At 65.6% G+C, this 14,988-nt stretch carries 14 protein-coding genes; 5 read left to right on the plus strand and 9 right to left on the minus strand.

All coding sequences use genetic code 11. From position 1 onward, the window contains the following. Nucleotides 1-94: 94 nt before the first annotated feature. Genes BLR29_RS10870 through BLR29_RS10880 form a run of 3 tightly spaced genes read left to right on the plus strand, consistent with a single transcriptional unit; the run spans nucleotide 95 to nucleotide 2,445 of the window. Entirely contained in the window at nucleotides 95-838 is a 744-nt protein-coding gene (locus BLR29_RS10870) for an SDR family oxidoreductase (RefSeq protein ID WP_092136978.1), read from the plus strand. A gap of 49 nt (nucleotides 839-887) precedes the next feature. After that, on the plus strand, nucleotides 888-1,781 hold the full coding sequence (locus BLR29_RS10875; protein ID WP_092136979.1) for an SDR family NAD(P)-dependent oxidoreductase: 894 nt from the start codon (nucleotides 888-890) through the stop codon (nucleotides 1,779-1,781). 58 nt (nucleotides 1,782-1,839) lie between these two features. Next, nucleotides 1,840-2,445: a cyclic nucleotide-binding domain-containing protein gene (locus tag BLR29_RS10880; protein WP_255371180.1), complete on the plus strand. Its 606-nt coding sequence runs from the start codon at nucleotides 1,840-1,842 to the stop codon at nucleotides 2,443-2,445. Here BLR29_RS10880 and BLR29_RS10885 read toward each other — a convergent pair. The 8 genes from BLR29_RS10885 to BLR29_RS10920 form a co-directional block, all read right to left on the minus strand. Further along, a complete protein-coding gene (locus BLR29_RS10885; RefSeq protein WP_092136980.1) occupies nucleotides 2,414-3,883 on the minus strand; it encodes an aldehyde dehydrogenase family protein in 1,470 nt (489 codons plus the stop codon). The genes BLR29_RS10880 and BLR29_RS10885 overlap by 32 nt on opposite strands. Nucleotides 3,884-3,946: 63 nt before the next feature. After that, nucleotides 3,947-4,945, minus strand: coding sequence for a Bug family tripartite tricarboxylate transporter substrate binding protein (locus tag BLR29_RS10890; RefSeq protein WP_092136981.1), 999 nt, complete (start codon nucleotides 4,943-4,945; stop codon nucleotides 3,947-3,949). 45 nt (nucleotides 4,946-4,990) lie between these two features. Then, the gene (locus tag BLR29_RS10895) at nucleotides 4,991-5,767 is read right to left on the minus strand and encodes a class II aldolase/adducin family protein (RefSeq protein WP_369804580.1); all 777 of its coding nucleotides are present in this window, start codon (nucleotides 5,765-5,767) and stop codon (nucleotides 4,991-4,993) included. A gap of 91 nt (nucleotides 5,768-5,858) precedes the next feature. Then, nucleotides 5,859-6,968, minus strand: a complete 1,110-nt coding sequence (locus tag BLR29_RS10900) for a porin (protein WP_092136983.1) — start codon at nucleotides 6,966-6,968, stop codon at nucleotides 5,859-5,861. Between the two features lie 33 nt (nucleotides 6,969-7,001). Beyond that, nucleotides 7,002-8,315, minus strand: a complete 1,314-nt coding sequence (locus BLR29_RS10905) for an MFS transporter (protein WP_092136984.1) — start codon at nucleotides 8,313-8,315, stop codon at nucleotides 7,002-7,004. 123 nt (nucleotides 8,316-8,438) lie between these two features. Further along, nucleotides 8,439-9,278 (minus strand): VOC family protein, encoded by an 840-nt coding sequence (locus tag BLR29_RS10910; RefSeq protein WP_092136985.1) that lies wholly within the window; start codon nucleotides 9,276-9,278, stop codon nucleotides 8,439-8,441. A gap of 22 nt (nucleotides 9,279-9,300) precedes the next feature. Further along, entirely contained in the window at nucleotides 9,301-10,983 is a 1,683-nt protein-coding gene (locus BLR29_RS10915) for a bifunctional 3-(3-hydroxy-phenyl)propionate/3-hydroxycinnamic acid hydroxylase (RefSeq protein WP_092136986.1), read from the minus strand. 36 nt (nucleotides 10,984-11,019) lie between these two features. Further along, nucleotides 11,020-11,868 (minus strand): fumarylacetoacetate hydrolase family protein, encoded by an 849-nt coding sequence (locus BLR29_RS10920; protein ID WP_092136987.1) that lies wholly within the window; start codon nucleotides 11,866-11,868, stop codon nucleotides 11,020-11,022. A 195-nt stretch (nucleotides 11,869-12,063) separates the two neighbouring features. On the opposite strand from BLR29_RS10920, the gene BLR29_RS10925 reads away from it, so the two are divergent. Next, nucleotides 12,064-12,846, plus strand: a complete 783-nt coding sequence (locus BLR29_RS10925; protein WP_092136988.1) for an IclR family transcriptional regulator — start codon at nucleotides 12,064-12,066, stop codon at nucleotides 12,844-12,846. Nucleotides 12,847-12,922: 76 nt separating this feature from the next. On the opposite strand, the gene BLR29_RS10930 is transcribed toward BLR29_RS10925, so the two are convergent. Continuing rightward, nucleotides 12,923-13,921: an NAD(P)H-quinone oxidoreductase gene (locus BLR29_RS10930; RefSeq protein WP_092136989.1), complete on the minus strand. Its 999-nt coding sequence runs from the start codon at nucleotides 13,919-13,921 to the stop codon at nucleotides 12,923-12,925. Nucleotides 13,922-14,108: 187 nt separating this feature from the next. On the opposite strand from BLR29_RS10930, the gene BLR29_RS10935 reads away from it, so the two are divergent. Further along, nucleotides 14,109-14,975 carry a LysR family transcriptional regulator gene (locus BLR29_RS10935; RefSeq protein WP_092136990.1) on the plus strand — a complete coding sequence of 289 codons (867 nt, stop codon included), beginning with the start codon at nucleotides 14,109-14,111 and terminating at the stop codon, nucleotides 14,973-14,975. The last annotated feature ends 13 nt before the right edge of the window (nucleotides 14,976-14,988 follow it).

Consider the following 14,988-nt stretch of genomic DNA (forward strand, 5'->3'; position numbering starts at 1 on the left):
CGATGGAAATATGTTACCAGCCTGAGCGAGATTATCTTTCGGATGGAATGATCCAGTATTCGCTTCACCACCACCCCAAATGAGGAAGCGAATCATGAATCAAGCCAGCAACACTAAAGTCGCCATCGTTACCGGCGCATCGCGCGGTATCGGCGCCGCCGTCGCCCAACGCCTGGCACAAGACGGCTTCGCCGTCGCCGTCAACTACGCGTCCAGCCCCGCCCAGGCGGATGCACTGGTCGCCAGCCTGCAAGCGGAGGGCGCCAGGGCCATCGCCGTAAAGGCCGATGTCTCCGATGCCGGCGAAGTGCGGCGCATGTTCGAGATCGTCGAACACCAGCTCGGCAAGGTCGATGTGCTGGTGAACAACGCCGGCGTGCTGAAGACGGTGCCCCTGGCTGACACCAGCGACGCGCTCTACGACCAGACCTTCGACATCAATGTGCGCGGTACCTTCAACACGCTGCGCGAAGCCGCCACGCGCCTGAACGACGGCGGGCGCATCGTCAATTTCTCCAGCACCACACTGGCCCTGAACATGCCCGGCTATGCGGTCTACAACGCGACCAAGGCAGCGGTCGAGTCGTTCACGCATGTGTTTGCCAAGGAACTGCGCGGCCGGAACATCACCGTGAACGCCGTGGCGCCGGGCCCAATCGCCACGTCGCTGTTTCTCGATGGCAAGACTGACGAGCAGATCCAGGCGTTCGCAAAGATGCCGCCGCTGCAGCGGCTGGGCCAGCCCGACGACATTGCCGGCGTGGTGTCGTTCCTCGCCGGCCCCGATGCGGGCTGGGTGAACGGCCAGATCCTGCGTGCGAATGGCGGCGTCGCCTGACCGGCCGCACCCCCCAATCCATCAAACGTCACTGAACAGGAGTTCGGTCATGAAACAAGTTGTCCTGGTAACTGGCGCCGGCAGCGGCATTGGCAAGCTGTCCGCACAATCCCTGGCCCTGGCTGGCCACGTGGTGTACGCATCGATGCGGGACATCGAGGGCCGCAACAAAGGCCGTGCGGACGAAGTCCGGCAGTGGGCCACCGAACGCGGCGTGCACCTGCACCCGCTTGAGCTCGATGTGCTGCAGCAGGAATCCGCCGATGCCGCGGCCGCGGCGATTGTCCGGGAGCAAGGTCGCATCGACGTGGTGATGCAGAACGCCGGCCACCTCGTGGTGGGACCTGCCGAGGCGTTCACACCCGAGGAAATGATGCGGGTCTTCGATACCAACCTGTTCGGTGCGCAACGCGTGAATCGCGCGGTGCTCCCGTACATGAGGGAGCGCGAGGCCGGCCTGATGCTGTGGATTAGCAGCACCACGACCAAGGGCGGATTCCCGCCGTTCATGGGCCCGTATGGCGCGGCCAAGGCGGCGATGGATTCCCTCGCGGTGACGCTGGCCTACGAGATTGCACGCTTCGGCATCGAGACTTCGATCGTGGTCCCCGGCGCGTTCACCAGGGGCACGTCGCATTTCCCCACCGCGGGCAAGCCGGCCGATGCAGCAAGGGCTGCAGCCTACCGCCGCTATGACGGCCTGATGGACCAGATCGGCGAACGCCTGACCGCGTTGACGCCCGATGACGCCGACCCGCAGGCCGTGGCCGACGAGATCGTGCGGATCGTGGGCATGTCGTCAGGGTCCCGCCCGATGCGCGCGGTGATCGATTTCGTCGGTGATGGCGCCCGGGAAGTCCTGGAGGTGTCGGAGCGCGTACGAATCGACTTCGCCAGGCGGATCGGCATGGGCGACCTGCTCGGCGCCAGGATCCGCCGTTAGGCAAATGCGGCGCGGGCCTGGCTGGGTCCGCGCTGCCCTCTGGATTCTGGAGATGACCATGAAGCGATGGATCTGCCTTGCGTCCGCGGCATTGCTGCCGGCGCTGACCGGCGCATGCGATGCGCAGCCAACGTGGCGCGACGATGCCGCTGCCGCCACACAGGGGAAACCCATGAAAGCCTCGATTACCTACCTGCACCTGTTGCGCAAGACACCGTTCTTCACCAGCTTGTCGACGCCGCAGTTGCGCGCGACGATCAGCCACTCGCGCGAGTGGGAGGCGGAGGCCGGCACCGTCATCGTGCAATGCCAGGATGACTCCGCCGCCTCCGAGGATGTCTGGATCTTGCTCGACGGAGGATGGCAGCTCGAATACGACGGCCACAGCTACCCGGCAGGCCATGCGGACGCAGGAAAGTGGTTCAGCGCGCGTCAGGCGACCAGAGCTTGCCGCCTGGTCGCCACGGAACACAGTTACGTCATGCAGATCACGCGCGCCGACTTCGATGACATGCTTGCGCAGGGCTTCGCCTTCGACAAGCACCTGGACGAGGGATATCGCTACTATCGCGGGATCTTCGCCGACGTGCCAGCCGGCGTCCCCGATCCGGCGCCCGGCGCCCCGGTCTCCGCTACCGATACCCGAACGGGCCGACCAGGTTGATCGCCTTGGTTTCGGTATAACTCAGCATCTCCTCGATACCTTCCTCACGGCCCACGCCGGAACTCTTGTAGCCGCCATACGGCATGCCCTTGAAATGCGTGCCGACGCCGTTGACCCAGATATAGCCGGTGCGAAGCCGTGTCGAGGTCGCCAGCGCGGCCTGGATGTCTCGGGTCCAGATCGAGGCGGTCAGGCCGTACTCCACACCATTGGCCATGTGCAGCGCCTCCTCCGGCGTTGACCAACGCATGATGGACAGGATGGGACCAAACACTTCCTCCTGTGCGATGCGCATCTCCGGCGTCACGTCGGCGAAGACGGTCGGCTCGATCCAGTAGCCGCGCTTGAAGGGCTCGCCAGCAGGCCGTTTGCCGCCGGTCACCAGGCGGGCACCATCACGCTTTGCGATTTCCACGTAGTCGAGGACGCGCTGGTATTGCGCCTGCGAATTGATGGGCCCCATATCGGTCTCGGCCGACTGGGGATCGCCCAGGCGAATTCGGGCGACGCGTGCAGCCACCGCCTCGACGAAGTCGTCATAGATGCTGTCATGGACCAGCAGGCGGCTGGTGGATCCGCAGGACTGGCCTTGCCACAGGAAGTTCATGCCGCGCACGGCAGCGTCCTTGGCGGCTTCCAGGTCGGCATCGGGGAAGACAATCAGCGGGTTCTTGCCGCCAAGTTCGAGCGATATATGCTTGACGCCCACGTCGGCGGCACTCCGCTGAATCTGCCGGCCCGTGGCGGGCGATCCGATGAAGGCAATGCGCTTGATGCGAGGATTCCGTGCGATGGCATCGCCGGCGTCCTTGCCGAGCCCGGTGACGATGTTCATGACGCCAGCCGGCAAGACGTCCCGGCAGATCTCCGCGAGCATCGTGGCGGAAAGGGAACTGGTTTCGGGCGGTTTGACCACCACGGCGTTGCCCGCCATCAGGGCGGCAGCCGTGCGCGCCGTGGCGAACATGAGGGGATGATTGAATGGCACGATGCGGCCAACCACGCCGTAGGGCTCGCGCACCGTGAAATGCAGCGACTCGGCCGTTGCCGGGATGGTTTCCCCCTTCAGCTCATAGCCGAGGCCGGCATAGAAGTTCAGACCCCAGGCCGCATCGGCAACGTCGCGCCGCAGCGACGTCACCGTATTGCCTGTGTCGGCAACCTCCACGGTCAGCAGGGATTCGGCTTGCTCGGTCAGGCGCCGGGCGACTTCGCGCAGCCGCTCCGCGCGGCCTTCGACACCCAGCGCCTGCCACGCGGGCCAGGCGCGCTCGGCGGCTGCCGCAGCACGCTCGACGTCATCGGCATTGCCAGCCGGAATGTGTCCGATGACGGATTCGGTGGCCGGATTGAGGCTGGGCAGCCATTGGCGGCCGGCGCTTTCGCACAGCTCGCCGTCGATCAGCATCGGACGCTGGTTTCGTTCATTCAGGTGCATGGAGTGAATCCTGGGTGTCGGTGGTCCACGGGATGAGCGGCGCCCCTCGGGGCACCGTCGTCCCTAATCGAGATGGATGCCGTTGCGGCGAATGAAGGCGGCCCATTGCTCGCGCTCCTTCCGCAGGCTGCCGCGGAACGCATCAGGCGTATCGAGTACGGGTACGAGCGCGTGCGCTTCCAGTGCGGCAGCCAGCTCCGGCGTCTTCATCGCCTGCACGACCTGATCGCTCAGCTTGCGCAGCACGGCGGGCGGTACGCCGGTGGGGGCAAACACACTGAATGACGTCCATACCTGTACCCCCTTGAGTCCGGCGTCGGCCAGGGACGGCACGGCTGCCAGAAGCTGGGTCTTTTCGTTGACCGCGAGCGCGATCAGCTTGCCGGACTTGATGAACGACTGCACCGAACTCAGATCGGTGAACATGAACTTCAGGCGGCCGCTGAGCAGGTCCTGATATGCAGGGCCCACGCCCTTGTAGGGCACGTGTAAAAAGCGTGCGCCCGTCGATTCCTCGATCATCCGCACGCCAAGATACGGCGGGCTGCCTTCGCCGGCGGATCCATACGGCAGTTCTCCCGGCTTTTCCTTCGCAAGCCGGATCAGATCCGAAAATGTCCGGATGCCCGCGTCTGGCGTGGCAACCAGCACCATCGGCGCCATCACGCCGCGCGCGATTGGAACCAGGTCACGCTCCACATCGAACGGCAGCTTGCTGTACAGCGCCGGACTGATTGCAACGGCGGCATTGGCGGTGATGAGGAAGGTGTAGCCGTCGGGTGTGGCGCGCGACACGGCCTGCGTGCCGACATGGCCACTGGCGCCCGGGCGATTCTCGACGACAAACGACTGCTTCATCGATTTGGACAGGCTGGTGGCCAGCAGCCGCGCGTAGACGTCGGTGCCGCCTCCCGCGGCCGACGGCACGATCAGCCTGACGGGTCTTGCCGGCCATTCGTCGGCAGCTGCGGAGGGCTTGGCCCAGCCTGCCGCGGCGCCCGCGAGCGCCGCGGCGATCAGGGCATAGGCGCGCAGGCTCGGCAATAGTTGTGGGGTAATCATCGGGGGTCTCCTTGTGTTGTCGTGTCTCTTCGTATCTTCGTCTCGTCAGGCGACGGTCGACTGTCGGGCGGACCGCCGCCACAGGTCCCATGCCCGGCTGACCTGCTGCGCGTTCGTGGCTTCCGCAGCAAGGGCCTCCTCGTCGGAGAGGTACTCGATGTCGCCGAGGCGACCGGCATCCAGCACCAGGCGGGCGTTCTTCTCGGTATAGATGGCGCAATAGACTGCCTGCCGCAGCGAGCTGGCGGCCACCGTGGCCCCATGTCCGCGCATCAGGACGACGGTGGCCGTGCCGAGCCTGACGGCCAGTGCCTGACCCAGGGCCGCGTCGCGGATGAGCAGATCCGATCCCGGGCCGGCCGTGTCGCGGATTTCGAACACCGGTGTCCCACGTGCCAGGAAGCCGCTCATGTGGCACACGGGCCGCAGCGTGGCGTTCCTGACCACGCCGAACGGGATCACAGCCGGTGAATGGCTATGCACGACGGCCATGACGTCGGGCCTGGCGCGATAGATGGCGCTGTGGATGAAGCGCTCAAGGAAGACGGCCGGAGCCGCGCCTTCGATCGGAGTGGCATCGCCATGCGCTACCGGGTTTGCGTCCAGGTCGAACGTAAGCAGATCGTTGGCCGTCACGAGCGCGGGTGCCATGCTGCGGGCCAGCACAAAGCGGTCGGCGCGCTGCGGGGAACGCATGCTGACGTGGCCAAAGGCGTCCAGCAGGCCTTCGTGGTACAGGATATGGTTCGCATCCACCAGGTCCTGCATGGCGTCGGCGATGGCGACGGGCGCTCCGGGAGCTTGGGGTATTGGGGCAGGCAAGGTTGTCTCCTACTGGTTCGTGGCGCGCCGGTTCTGGCGTCGGCGCCAGCCGCAGCCGCTTCAGGGGTTCAGAAAACAGGGGTTCAGAAAATCAGAAGATATGTTTGACGCCGACCATGGCGCCGAGCTGGTTGCCGCCCGGCGCGGCGCCCGCGCCGGCAGCGCCAGAGCTGACCGAAAGCGCGAGGTTGCCGCGGTTATCGATGAAGCCGGCCGTGCCATAGACGGAGGTGCGCTTGCTGAAGGCGTACGTGCCTCGCGCGGCGTAGAGCCAGGCCTTGTTGGGGCTGTTGTGGTAGCGCAGCAGGAAGACTTCGCCGTCGACGCTGAAGGCCGGCGTGATGGCATATGAGACCCCGCCAAACCACAGGTCACTGCGCGGCGTAGGACTGCCATCGTTGTCGCGCCGGATCACGCCGCCACCGAGCTTGGCCTTGCCGACGTTGGCGTATGCGTTCAGCGCAAGGCGATCATCCTTCAGGCCACTGCTGGTCAGGCCACCCGCCGCGCCCTGGCCGCCGCGCAAGGAATCGTAGGCGACACTTGCGCCCCAGGTTCCGATCTCGTACTTGAGCATGGCGGACCATTCGCGGCAGGCACTGCGGTCGGCCGGGTTCTCGCCGGCGCATGTCGTGGCAGTGGGTCCGGAGCCGGCAAGCGCGGTATCGCGGCCGAAACTGTAGGTGGCACCGACGGTCAGCCCACCGAAGGTTCCCTTGTACGACATCGCATTGTCGGCGCGCGAGCTGGGCATGTAGCTGTCAAGTGACGACGATCCGAACGTGTTCGGCCCCAGCATGTCGGGCTCCAGCATCGACCAGAACAGCATGGTGTACTGCCGCCCGAACGCTACCTGGCCCCAGCCGCCGGACAGCCCCACCAGCGCCTGGCGTCCGAACAGGCGGCCTCCCTGGTTGGAAGTCCCCGCATCCGGTGCGAATCCCGACTCAAGCACGAAGAGGCTCTTCAGTCCGCCACCCAGGTCCTCGCTGCCCCGCAGGCCCCAGCGCGACGGCACCGTGCCCGCTAATCCCGGCATGCGGACCACGCTGTTCTTTGCCGTGCCGATGCTTGACACGTACTCGATCCCCGTATCCACCACGCCATAAAGAATCACCGATTGCGCCATCGACAGCGCCGGCAGGCCAGCCAGGGCGCCGAACACGAGCGCCGTGGCCAGGCTGCATTTCTTCTTATTCATGTTGTCTCCTCCATCACCTCTGATTTGTCTTGCCTATGCGCGGGTCTTGCGGTTGCCGGCGATTGCGATTGCGGCTACCAGCGCCGGTACGATGCCGGCCAGAAAGATGTGTGCGACGTCCCATTGCAGGCCCAGCATCACGCCGCCCAGCAACGGGCCGCAGATGGAGCCGATGCGGCCCATGCCAATGGCGCAGCCGACGCCAGTGGCCCGCATGTGGGTGGGGTAGATTTCCGCGGCCAGTGCATTGAGGCCAGCCTGCGCGCCCTGCACCGCAACGCCAATCAGCAGGCTCACCGTGGCTACCGTTGCAAAGCTGGCCGACCAGTTGGCCAGCACCACTGCAAGCGCCGCATAGGCAAGCAGTTCGCACAGCAGGACGCGCCTGGCGCCGAAGCGGTTCATCAGCGGGCCCTGCGCAATCGAGCCAGCCACGCCACCGATGCTGAACAGCGAAATTGCCGTGATGCCGACCGAAGCGGGATGCTGCGCGCCGATCAGCAGTGCAGGCATCCAGCTCACGATGAAATACAGCACCACCAGGTTCAGGAAATAGGGGATCCACAGCAAAACCGTCTCAGCCGCCCGCCCGCCGGTGAAGAGTTCGCGCACGGGCACGCCGCCGCGCGGTGCCTGGGGGGCGCGATATACCTGCGAGGCTCCCAGCTCCGGAGCAATCCGCCGCATGATCGCCGCCACCCGTCCCGCATCGCCGCCGCGGGCAATCAGGAAGCGCGCGGATTCCGGCATGAATGCGGCCGCCAGCAAGGCCACCGCCAGCGGCAGAACGCCACCCACGACAAACACCGAGTGCCAGCCGTGCACCGGCAGTAGCGCCGAGCTGACCAGCCCGCCGAGCACGGCGCCAAGCGGCATGCCGCACATCAGCGTGGCCACGGTGGTGCGGGCGTGCCGCTTCGGCGCGTATTCGGAGGCCAGCGAGATCGCATTGGGCAGGGCACCGCCCAGGCCAACTCCGGTCAGCAATCGCAGGATCAGCAATTGATCGAAGCTGGTGGCATAGGCCGTGGCCAGTGACAGGCTGCCGAACAGCACGGAAGACAGCACGATCATCGTCTTCCTCCCATGCCGGTCTGCCAGCGGCCCGAGAGTGACAGCGCCGATCAGCATGCCGACCAGGCCGGCGCTGAAGATGGGCCCGAAAGACCGGACGGGAATGCCCAGCTCCGCGGACATGGCGGGCGCCAGCATGCCGATCGTCTGGGTATCGAAGCCGTCGAGCACTGCCACGAGGATGCACAGCCCGATGGCCCAACATTGCATGCGCCCCAGCGGGCGGCTGTCTATCACCTCATGAACGAACAGCGAGGGGGACGAGGTATTCATTGTTGTCTCCGTGCGCGGGATAATCCCGTCGCCTTGATCGCGACGCGGCCGGCCGGATTGCCGTCCGGCCGCCTGCGGTGTCGCCTCGTGCATTGCGAGGCGGGTGGCACCATGGGGGGCTGCTCAGCTGCGAATCCAGCCACGGCCCCAGGAGTTGAGGGTGTATTCCTCGTGTGGCCAGATACCCGGCAGGCCGCCGGCATCCACCTGCACCAGTTCGGCCGAGAGTTCGATCCGGTTGCCGTCGGGATCGGTCACCATGAAGAACAGGTTGTTGCCCGGACCATGGCGCCCCGGCCCGAAGAAGATGGATCGGCGCGCGCGCGCGAAGCGGTCGCCCCAGTCCCGGATGTCGTTCCAGCACCCGGTCTCGTAGCAGTGGTGGTCCCAGGCATTGTTCGATCCGCGGAAGAACGCCAGGCTGTGGTGCTCGTCGTCCGAGCGCAGGAAGCACGTCATGAGCATGCCGTCGTCATCCACGACCTCGTCGGAGACGGCGAATCCAATCCTGTTCACGTAGAAATCCAGCACCCTCTCCAGTTCGGTGGTCTGGAACACCGTGTGCTGCACGCGCGCCGCCATGCGGTCGGCGGAACGCGGCGCCCTGGCCACGCCCAGGATCAGCTGCCGGCCCTGCGGATCGCGCACGCTGAAAGCGTCGTCGTGGAAGAGCAGGCTGGCGGAGGGGGGCGGCGGCTCAGCCAGATCGTGCAGCCGGGCCCGCAGCAGGGAGAGCGCCGCATGATCGCGGGCCGTGTACGCTGCCGCGGCGAGCTCGCCGGGTTTGCCATCGCCGATGACGACGGCGCGCTCGCCCGCGGCCAGCACGATGGCATCGGCATGGCTGTTCATCCGCTCCAGCTCGAACAGGTCCTCGTAGAAGGCGGCGAGCGCCTCGGGTTTGTCACTGGTGATATGCAGGTGATGCAGGGACAGCGGCGTGTCGGTTTGCAGGCTGCTCATCGTTTTCCTCCGGTTCTGGTGATCAATGGCCGAGGGCGGCCCGGCCTGCGGGTGCGGCGGCGTGTGCCTGGGGTTCCATGGCGTCCTGCGCCGTGCCATCCATATGGCGAGCGAAGCGGGCCGCGAGCGCGTCGGCCTGCGATGGTTCGCAAATCGCTGCGATATAGCGGTCGGGCCGGACCAGGATCAGGCGGCCTTGCATCGTGTGAAAGCTCGCGGGCCATTGAGGGCCGGGCAGGCACACCACCTCGAAGCCAGACGACCGTGCCGAGCCGGCCAGCGCGGCATCCGGCGCCGGCAGCAGAAGCACACGTGCAGCGCCAAGGCGGCGCCACAGCGGGTGCGCTGCGATCTGCGTCAGCCGGGCAGCGTCAACGCCAAGCGCGAGCAGTGCAAAGCGATGGCCGATGACGTCGTCGAGTGGTACCTGCGGACCGTCATCGATTGCCACGGACGGTTGGGGCAACATCGTCCCGACCAGCCTGGCGGTGTCGGCCTGCATGACCTCGAGCACGCCCGCGCGTCCGGCGTTCAGACGCGGCTTGGGTTTGAACTTCATCTTGAGGAAGTAGTCGCGTACCGGCGGCACCAACGCCGTGGCGGTGAAGAACGACGCCACGGCCCAGGCGCGCAGGCGGCTGGACGGCGCCATGACCACGCCGAGGTTCAGCGCCAGCCGGATCAGCGCCCACGCGTGGTCGCGCCGTTCGGCTTCGTAGCTGTCCAGCGTCGACGGTCGCATCGTGCCGCGCAGCACCGCCGCCAGCTTCCATCCGAGGTTGTGCGCATCGCGTACACCGCTGTTCATGCCTTGTCCCGCGTAGGGGGGCGTGAGATGCGCGGCATCCCCGGCCAGGAACACACGGCCCTTGCGCCAGTGGTCTGCGACCCGCGCATGGAAGGTGTAGACGGTCTTGCGCACCACGTTGGTCTGGCGCTCGCCACGGAATGGCCGAAGCAACTCGCTGACGCGCTCCGGCCGCAACGTTGCCTCGTCGGTTTCCTGTGGCCGGAGCAGAAACTCGAAGCGGCGGGTGCGATTCGGCCCCGGCACTTCCACTACCGGACGCCGCGCATCGCAATAGGCGCGCGTCTGCCAGAACGGATCGTCGTCGTCCTCGGTGTCCACCACCAGCCAGCGCGCGTTGAAGGAGGACCCTACGAGGGTCGAGCCGATTGCCTGGCGCACCGAACTGCGGCCGCCGTCGGTGCCGACCAGGTACGCCGCCCGCACAGTGACGGAACCCTGCGGCCCGTTCACCACCGCGCTGACGCCGGTATCGTCCTGTGTGAATTCCTCCAGCGTATGGCCGAACAAGACCCGGACCGAGCCGAAGCGCTGCAGCCCCTCGCACAAAGTGGCTTCGAACAGCGGTTGCCGGAAGGCGTTGCGCTTCGGAAAGCCATAGTCGCTCGCCGTCGGCTCCACCTTGCCAAAGCAGCGGCCGTCGGGCCGCGTGTAGTAGTGCACGCCATAGCCCGGCACCACGTCCTTCATCACCGGTTCGATCAGCCCGATCGCCTGCATGGTGCGAAGCGACTCGTCATCGATCGAAACCGCCCGTGGCTCCGCCACCGTGGACGGCTTGCGGTCGATCAGCACCGTGTCGATACCGTGCTGGCCGAGGATATTGGCCAGCGTGAGCCCGGTCGGGCCGGCACCTACCACCAATACCGCGGTGTGCAGGGTTTCCGTGCTTTGCATGATTTGTCTCCTGTGTGCCGTGCTTCCGCCTGGCCCTTACTCGTCGCGGATGGTGTTGCGCAGCACACCGATGGCGGAGATCTCGACCTCGACGACATCGCCGGCTCGCATCCACAGCGGCGGCTCGCGGAAGGCGCCAACGCCTCCGGTGGTGCCGGTGATGATGACGTCGCCCGGGCGTAGTTCAGTGAAGGTGGAGCAGTAGGCGATGACTTCGCCCACGCTGAAGATCAGGTCGTCGGTGGTGGCCTGTTGCACGACCTCGCCATTCAGCCGGGTGGTCAGCGAGAGCCGCGACGGATCGGGAATCTCGTCGGCGGTCACGAGCCAGGGCCCGAAGGCGCCGGTCTGCGGGAAGTTCTTGCCGGGCGTGAACTGGATGGTGTGCTTCTGCCAGTCGCGCACGCTGCCGTCGTTGTAGCAGGCGTAGCCCGCCACATGGCTGAGGGCATCCGCGGCGCTCACGTGCCGTGCGGTCTTGCCGATGACCACCGCCAGCTCGCCTTCGAAATCCAGCTTTTCCGAAGCCCTGGGACGCAAGATCGGCTGCTCGTGGGCGGTCTGGGAATCGGCAAAGCGCGTGAAGAACATGGGATACCGGGGCATCTCCCGCCCCGTTTCCTTGACGTGCGATGCGTAGTTGATCCCCACGCAGAGGATCTTCGCGGGGTCCGGGATAACCGGCAGAAAGCGGACTTCGGACAGCGAAATGGTCGCTTCACTCTCCTTTGCGATCTCCGCGATAGCCGGCAGCGTGCCGCGCTCGAGCGCATCACGGAGGCTCGTGCCGAGCGCTGCCCGATGGGGGCCCAGGTCAATCACGCGGTCATCGGCAACCACGCCGAAGGAGTGCTGGTTGCGGTACTCAAAACTCACTAGCTTCACTGTCGTCCCCTGAAGGTGATTTGATCATCACAAATACGTTGTGTTGATCGGTTGGTGAGCGCAGTATTGTCATATTTTGACAAAAAAACACGTCACGTTTACCCGGAGGCGCGTATTTAGATAATTTGTGGATATCGAGGCGACGAAATTTGATGCTATGCTTCAGGCACACGAATTTCTGGCGAGAGACGGGCAATGGCAACCGATCGTGCCTTGGGGGTGCTGGGGCTTTTTTCCCTGGAGAAGCCGATCTGGACGGCGGACGAGGTGGCGGCGCGGCTGGAGGTGTCGATCAGCAGCGCCTACCGCTACCTGTCGAACCTGATGGAGATTGGCCTGGTAGCGACGGCCGGCGCAGGGCGCTATGTGCTTGGCCCCGCGATCATTCAGCTGGATCGGCAGATCCAGCTGACCGACCCCATGCTGCAACTGGCGCGTCCGGTCATGGAAGAGTTGATCGGTTATGCGCCGGCCGGCTCGGTGATGCTGCTGTGCCGCGCGTTTGCCGATTCGGTGCTTTGCGTGCACCAGGTGCTCGGGCCCGGCCCGCAATCCGTGATCAGCTACGAGCGCGGGCGCCCCATGCCCATGTTTCGCGGTGCTACGTCACGGATCATCCTGGCTTATCAGCAGACCCGGACGCTGCAGGCGATCTATCAGAAGCACGCCGATGAAATCCGCGCGGCGGGCCTTGGCGACGACTGGGCCACGTTCCGCCAGGCGTTAAGTCAGTTGCGCCGCGCGGGGCACGCGGTCTCTCACGGCCAGATTGACCGCGGACGCGTTGGCCTTGCCGCGCCCGTGCTCAGCGAAGATGGCCGCGCCATCGGCAGCCTGAGCTACGTCGTATCGGAATCCGCAATCGACGCGCGTGGAATCACGCGCCTGACGCATCTGCTTGCGGCCGCGGCAAACGAAATCAACGCCGCATTGCAATCGCAAGAGCCGATCTCCGATGCTGGCCAGCGTCAGGCATAGGCACGCGCCTTCGGCAGTTGACCGCCATCCTCGGTGGCGACGGCAACAACTCCGCGTTCCAGACCAGGAGTGCGTATCAGGCTGTGCGTGCCGCTCGGGTCGTCAGCACAATCTTGCCGATATGCGTGCCCGAATCCATTAGCGCATGCGCGCCGCGCGCATCGTCGAGATCGAAGGTCCGATACATCACGGGCTTTACCGCGCCGCTCTGAATGAGCGGAAAAACGGATTGCTCGAGATCGTCGATCAACGCCGCTTTTTCCTCGTGTGTGCGCGAGCGCAGCGTCGAGCCGATGTGCGTGAGGCGCTTCGCCAGCATGGGGAACAGGTCGAGTGACTGCGCCGGCCCCTTGATGACGCCGATCTGCACAATCCGGCCGTTCATCGCAGCCGCGGCGTAATTCCGCGTAACGTAGTCACCGGCAATGATATCCACCACCACATCGACGCCTCGCCCGTCCGTCGCGCGCGCGACCGCCTCGACGAAGTCCTCGTTGCGGTAGTCCACCGCGACGTCGGCGCCAAGCGCAATGCTCGCGTCGCGCTGCACGTCGGAGCCGACCGTCGTGATGATCTTCGATGCACCAAACGCCTTTGCGAGCATCGTCGCCGTGGTGCCGATTCCGGATGCGCCGCCGTGAATCAGCACGCTTTCGCCCGCCGCGAACTTGCCGCGCTGGAACAGGTTCAGCCATACCGTCAGGAAGGTTTCAGGCATCGCGGCCGCTTCGACCATCGAGAGACCTTCCGGGATCGCCAGCGTGTTGCTCTCGTGCGCGACCGCGTACTCCGCATAGCCGCCGCCCGGGACCAGCGCGCAGACAGCATCGCCGACCGCGAACCGGGTCACGTCACGCCCGACGGATACGATCTCGCCCGCGACTTCGAGTCCCGGGATGTCCGTCGCGCCCGGCGGCGGATCATACAATCCCTTGCGCTGCATGACATCGGGGCCGTTTACGCCGGCTGCGTGAATGCGGATCAGCACTTCGTCGGCAGTCGGCGCGGGAACAGGCCGCTGCACGGGGGCCAGGACATCGGGGCCGCCCGGACGCGTGATTTCAATTGCGGCCATCGCCACGGGAATGGTATGCGTTGCATGTGTCACGACTTCGTCCTTTCAAAATGCCGGATGCACTGCGGATTCGAGCGGTTTGCCTGATCGCTGCATCGGTTGAACAAAGTGTAGGGACGCCGCCGGTGCTTGACACGCAGCGATTTTCCGATCGTATGATGCAAATTTGCATCACGGAGGAGGCGACATGAACTGGGACGACGCACGCATCTTCGTCGCGCTCTATCGGGAAAGGACCTTGCGGGCCGCCGCACGTGCGCTCGACATCGATCAGGCGACGGTGGGCCGCAGGCTTGCCGTGCTCGAGCACGCGCTCGGTGCGACGCTATTCCTGCGCACCTCGAATGGCTATGAGCTCACGCCGGCCGGCAAGATCGCGATCCGCGCCGCCGAGGCGATGGAGCAGTCGGCGCACGATCTGGTGCGCCACACGCAAGGCATGGACAAGCGGCTCGCCGGCGAAGTGAAGCTCTCGACGACTGACGCGCTCGCGCAGGAATATGTGGTCCCGGCGATCGAGCGCCTGCACGCAAAGCACCCGGACGTATCGGTGTTGCTCGACACGACGACCCATGTCCTCAATCTCGCGAAGCGTGAAGCCGACATCGCGATCCGGACCGTCAAGCCGCGAAATCCGGATCTGCTCGCCCGCCGGCTTGCGCGCTGGGAAGTGGGGCTGTTCGCGTCGCCCGACTATATGCGGCGCCATGGCGAACCCGTACCGGGGGAGCGATTCGCAGGGCACGATCTCGTCGTCTACCAGCCTTATTTCGCCAAGTCGCGCGCGCCGTCGTTTGTCGGGGAGCCGCTGACGGATGGCCGCATCGTCGCACGGCTAAACACGAACCTGACGCTGCGCGCGGCGCTCAAGGCCGGGCTCGGCATCAGCGAGATACCCGTGCCGATGGGCGAGCGCGACGGCCTTGTGCGGCTTTGGCCAGACCGCTCAAACGACGCGCAGTATGAGGTTTGGCTCGTCACGCATCAGGATCTGCGGCACACCGCACGCATCCGCGTGACGATCGACGAGATCGTCTTTGCGTTCGGCGGATAACAGCGAATGCGCC

The organism is Cupriavidus sp. YR651 (assembly GCF_900101625.1).
Lineage (GTDB): Bacteria > Pseudomonadota > Gammaproteobacteria > Burkholderiales > Burkholderiaceae > Cupriavidus.

What these genes read in the sequence shown, in the direction of transcription:
- BLR29_RS10925 (WP_092136988.1), top strand. Translation starts at nt 12,064, where the DNA reads ATGGCAACCGATCGTGCCTTGGGGGTGCTGGGGCTTTTTTCCCTGGAG.
- BLR29_RS10935 (WP_092136990.1), top strand. Translation starts at nt 14,109, where the DNA reads ATGAACTGGGACGACGCACGCATCTTCGTCGCGCTCTATCGGGAAAGG.
- BLR29_RS10905 (WP_092136984.1), bottom strand. Translation starts at nt 8,315, where the DNA reads ATGAATACCTCGTCCCCCTCGCTGTTCGTTCATGAGGTGATAGACAGC.
- BLR29_RS10875 (WP_092136979.1), top strand. Translation starts at nt 888, where the DNA reads ATGAAACAAGTTGTCCTGGTAACTGGCGCCGGCAGCGGCATTGGCAAG.
- BLR29_RS10915 (WP_092136986.1), bottom strand. Translation starts at nt 10,983, where the DNA reads ATGCAAAGCACGGAAACCCTGCACACCGCGGTATTGGTGGTAGGTGCC.
- BLR29_RS10885 (WP_092136980.1), bottom strand. Translation starts at nt 3,883, where the DNA reads ATGCACCTGAATGAACGAAACCAGCGTCCGATGCTGATCGACGGCGAG.
- BLR29_RS10890 (WP_092136981.1), bottom strand. Translation starts at nt 4,945, where the DNA reads ATGATTACCCCACAACTATTGCCGAGCCTGCGCGCCTATGCCCTGATC.
- BLR29_RS10870 (WP_092136978.1), top strand. Translation starts at nt 95, where the DNA reads ATGAATCAAGCCAGCAACACTAAAGTCGCCATCGTTACCGGCGCATCG.
- BLR29_RS10910 (WP_092136985.1), bottom strand. Translation starts at nt 9,278, where the DNA reads ATGAGCAGCCTGCAAACCGACACGCCGCTGTCCCTGCATCACCTGCAT.
- BLR29_RS10930 (WP_092136989.1), bottom strand. Translation starts at nt 13,921, where the DNA reads ATGGCCGCAATTGAAATCACGCGTCCGGGCGGCCCCGATGTCCTGGCC.
- BLR29_RS10900 (WP_092136983.1), bottom strand. Translation starts at nt 6,968, where the DNA reads ATGAATAAGAAGAAATGCAGCCTGGCCACGGCGCTCGTGTTCGGCGCC.
- BLR29_RS10880 (WP_255371180.1), top strand. Translation starts at nt 1,840, where the DNA reads ATGAAGCGATGGATCTGCCTTGCGTCCGCGGCATTGCTGCCGGCGCTG.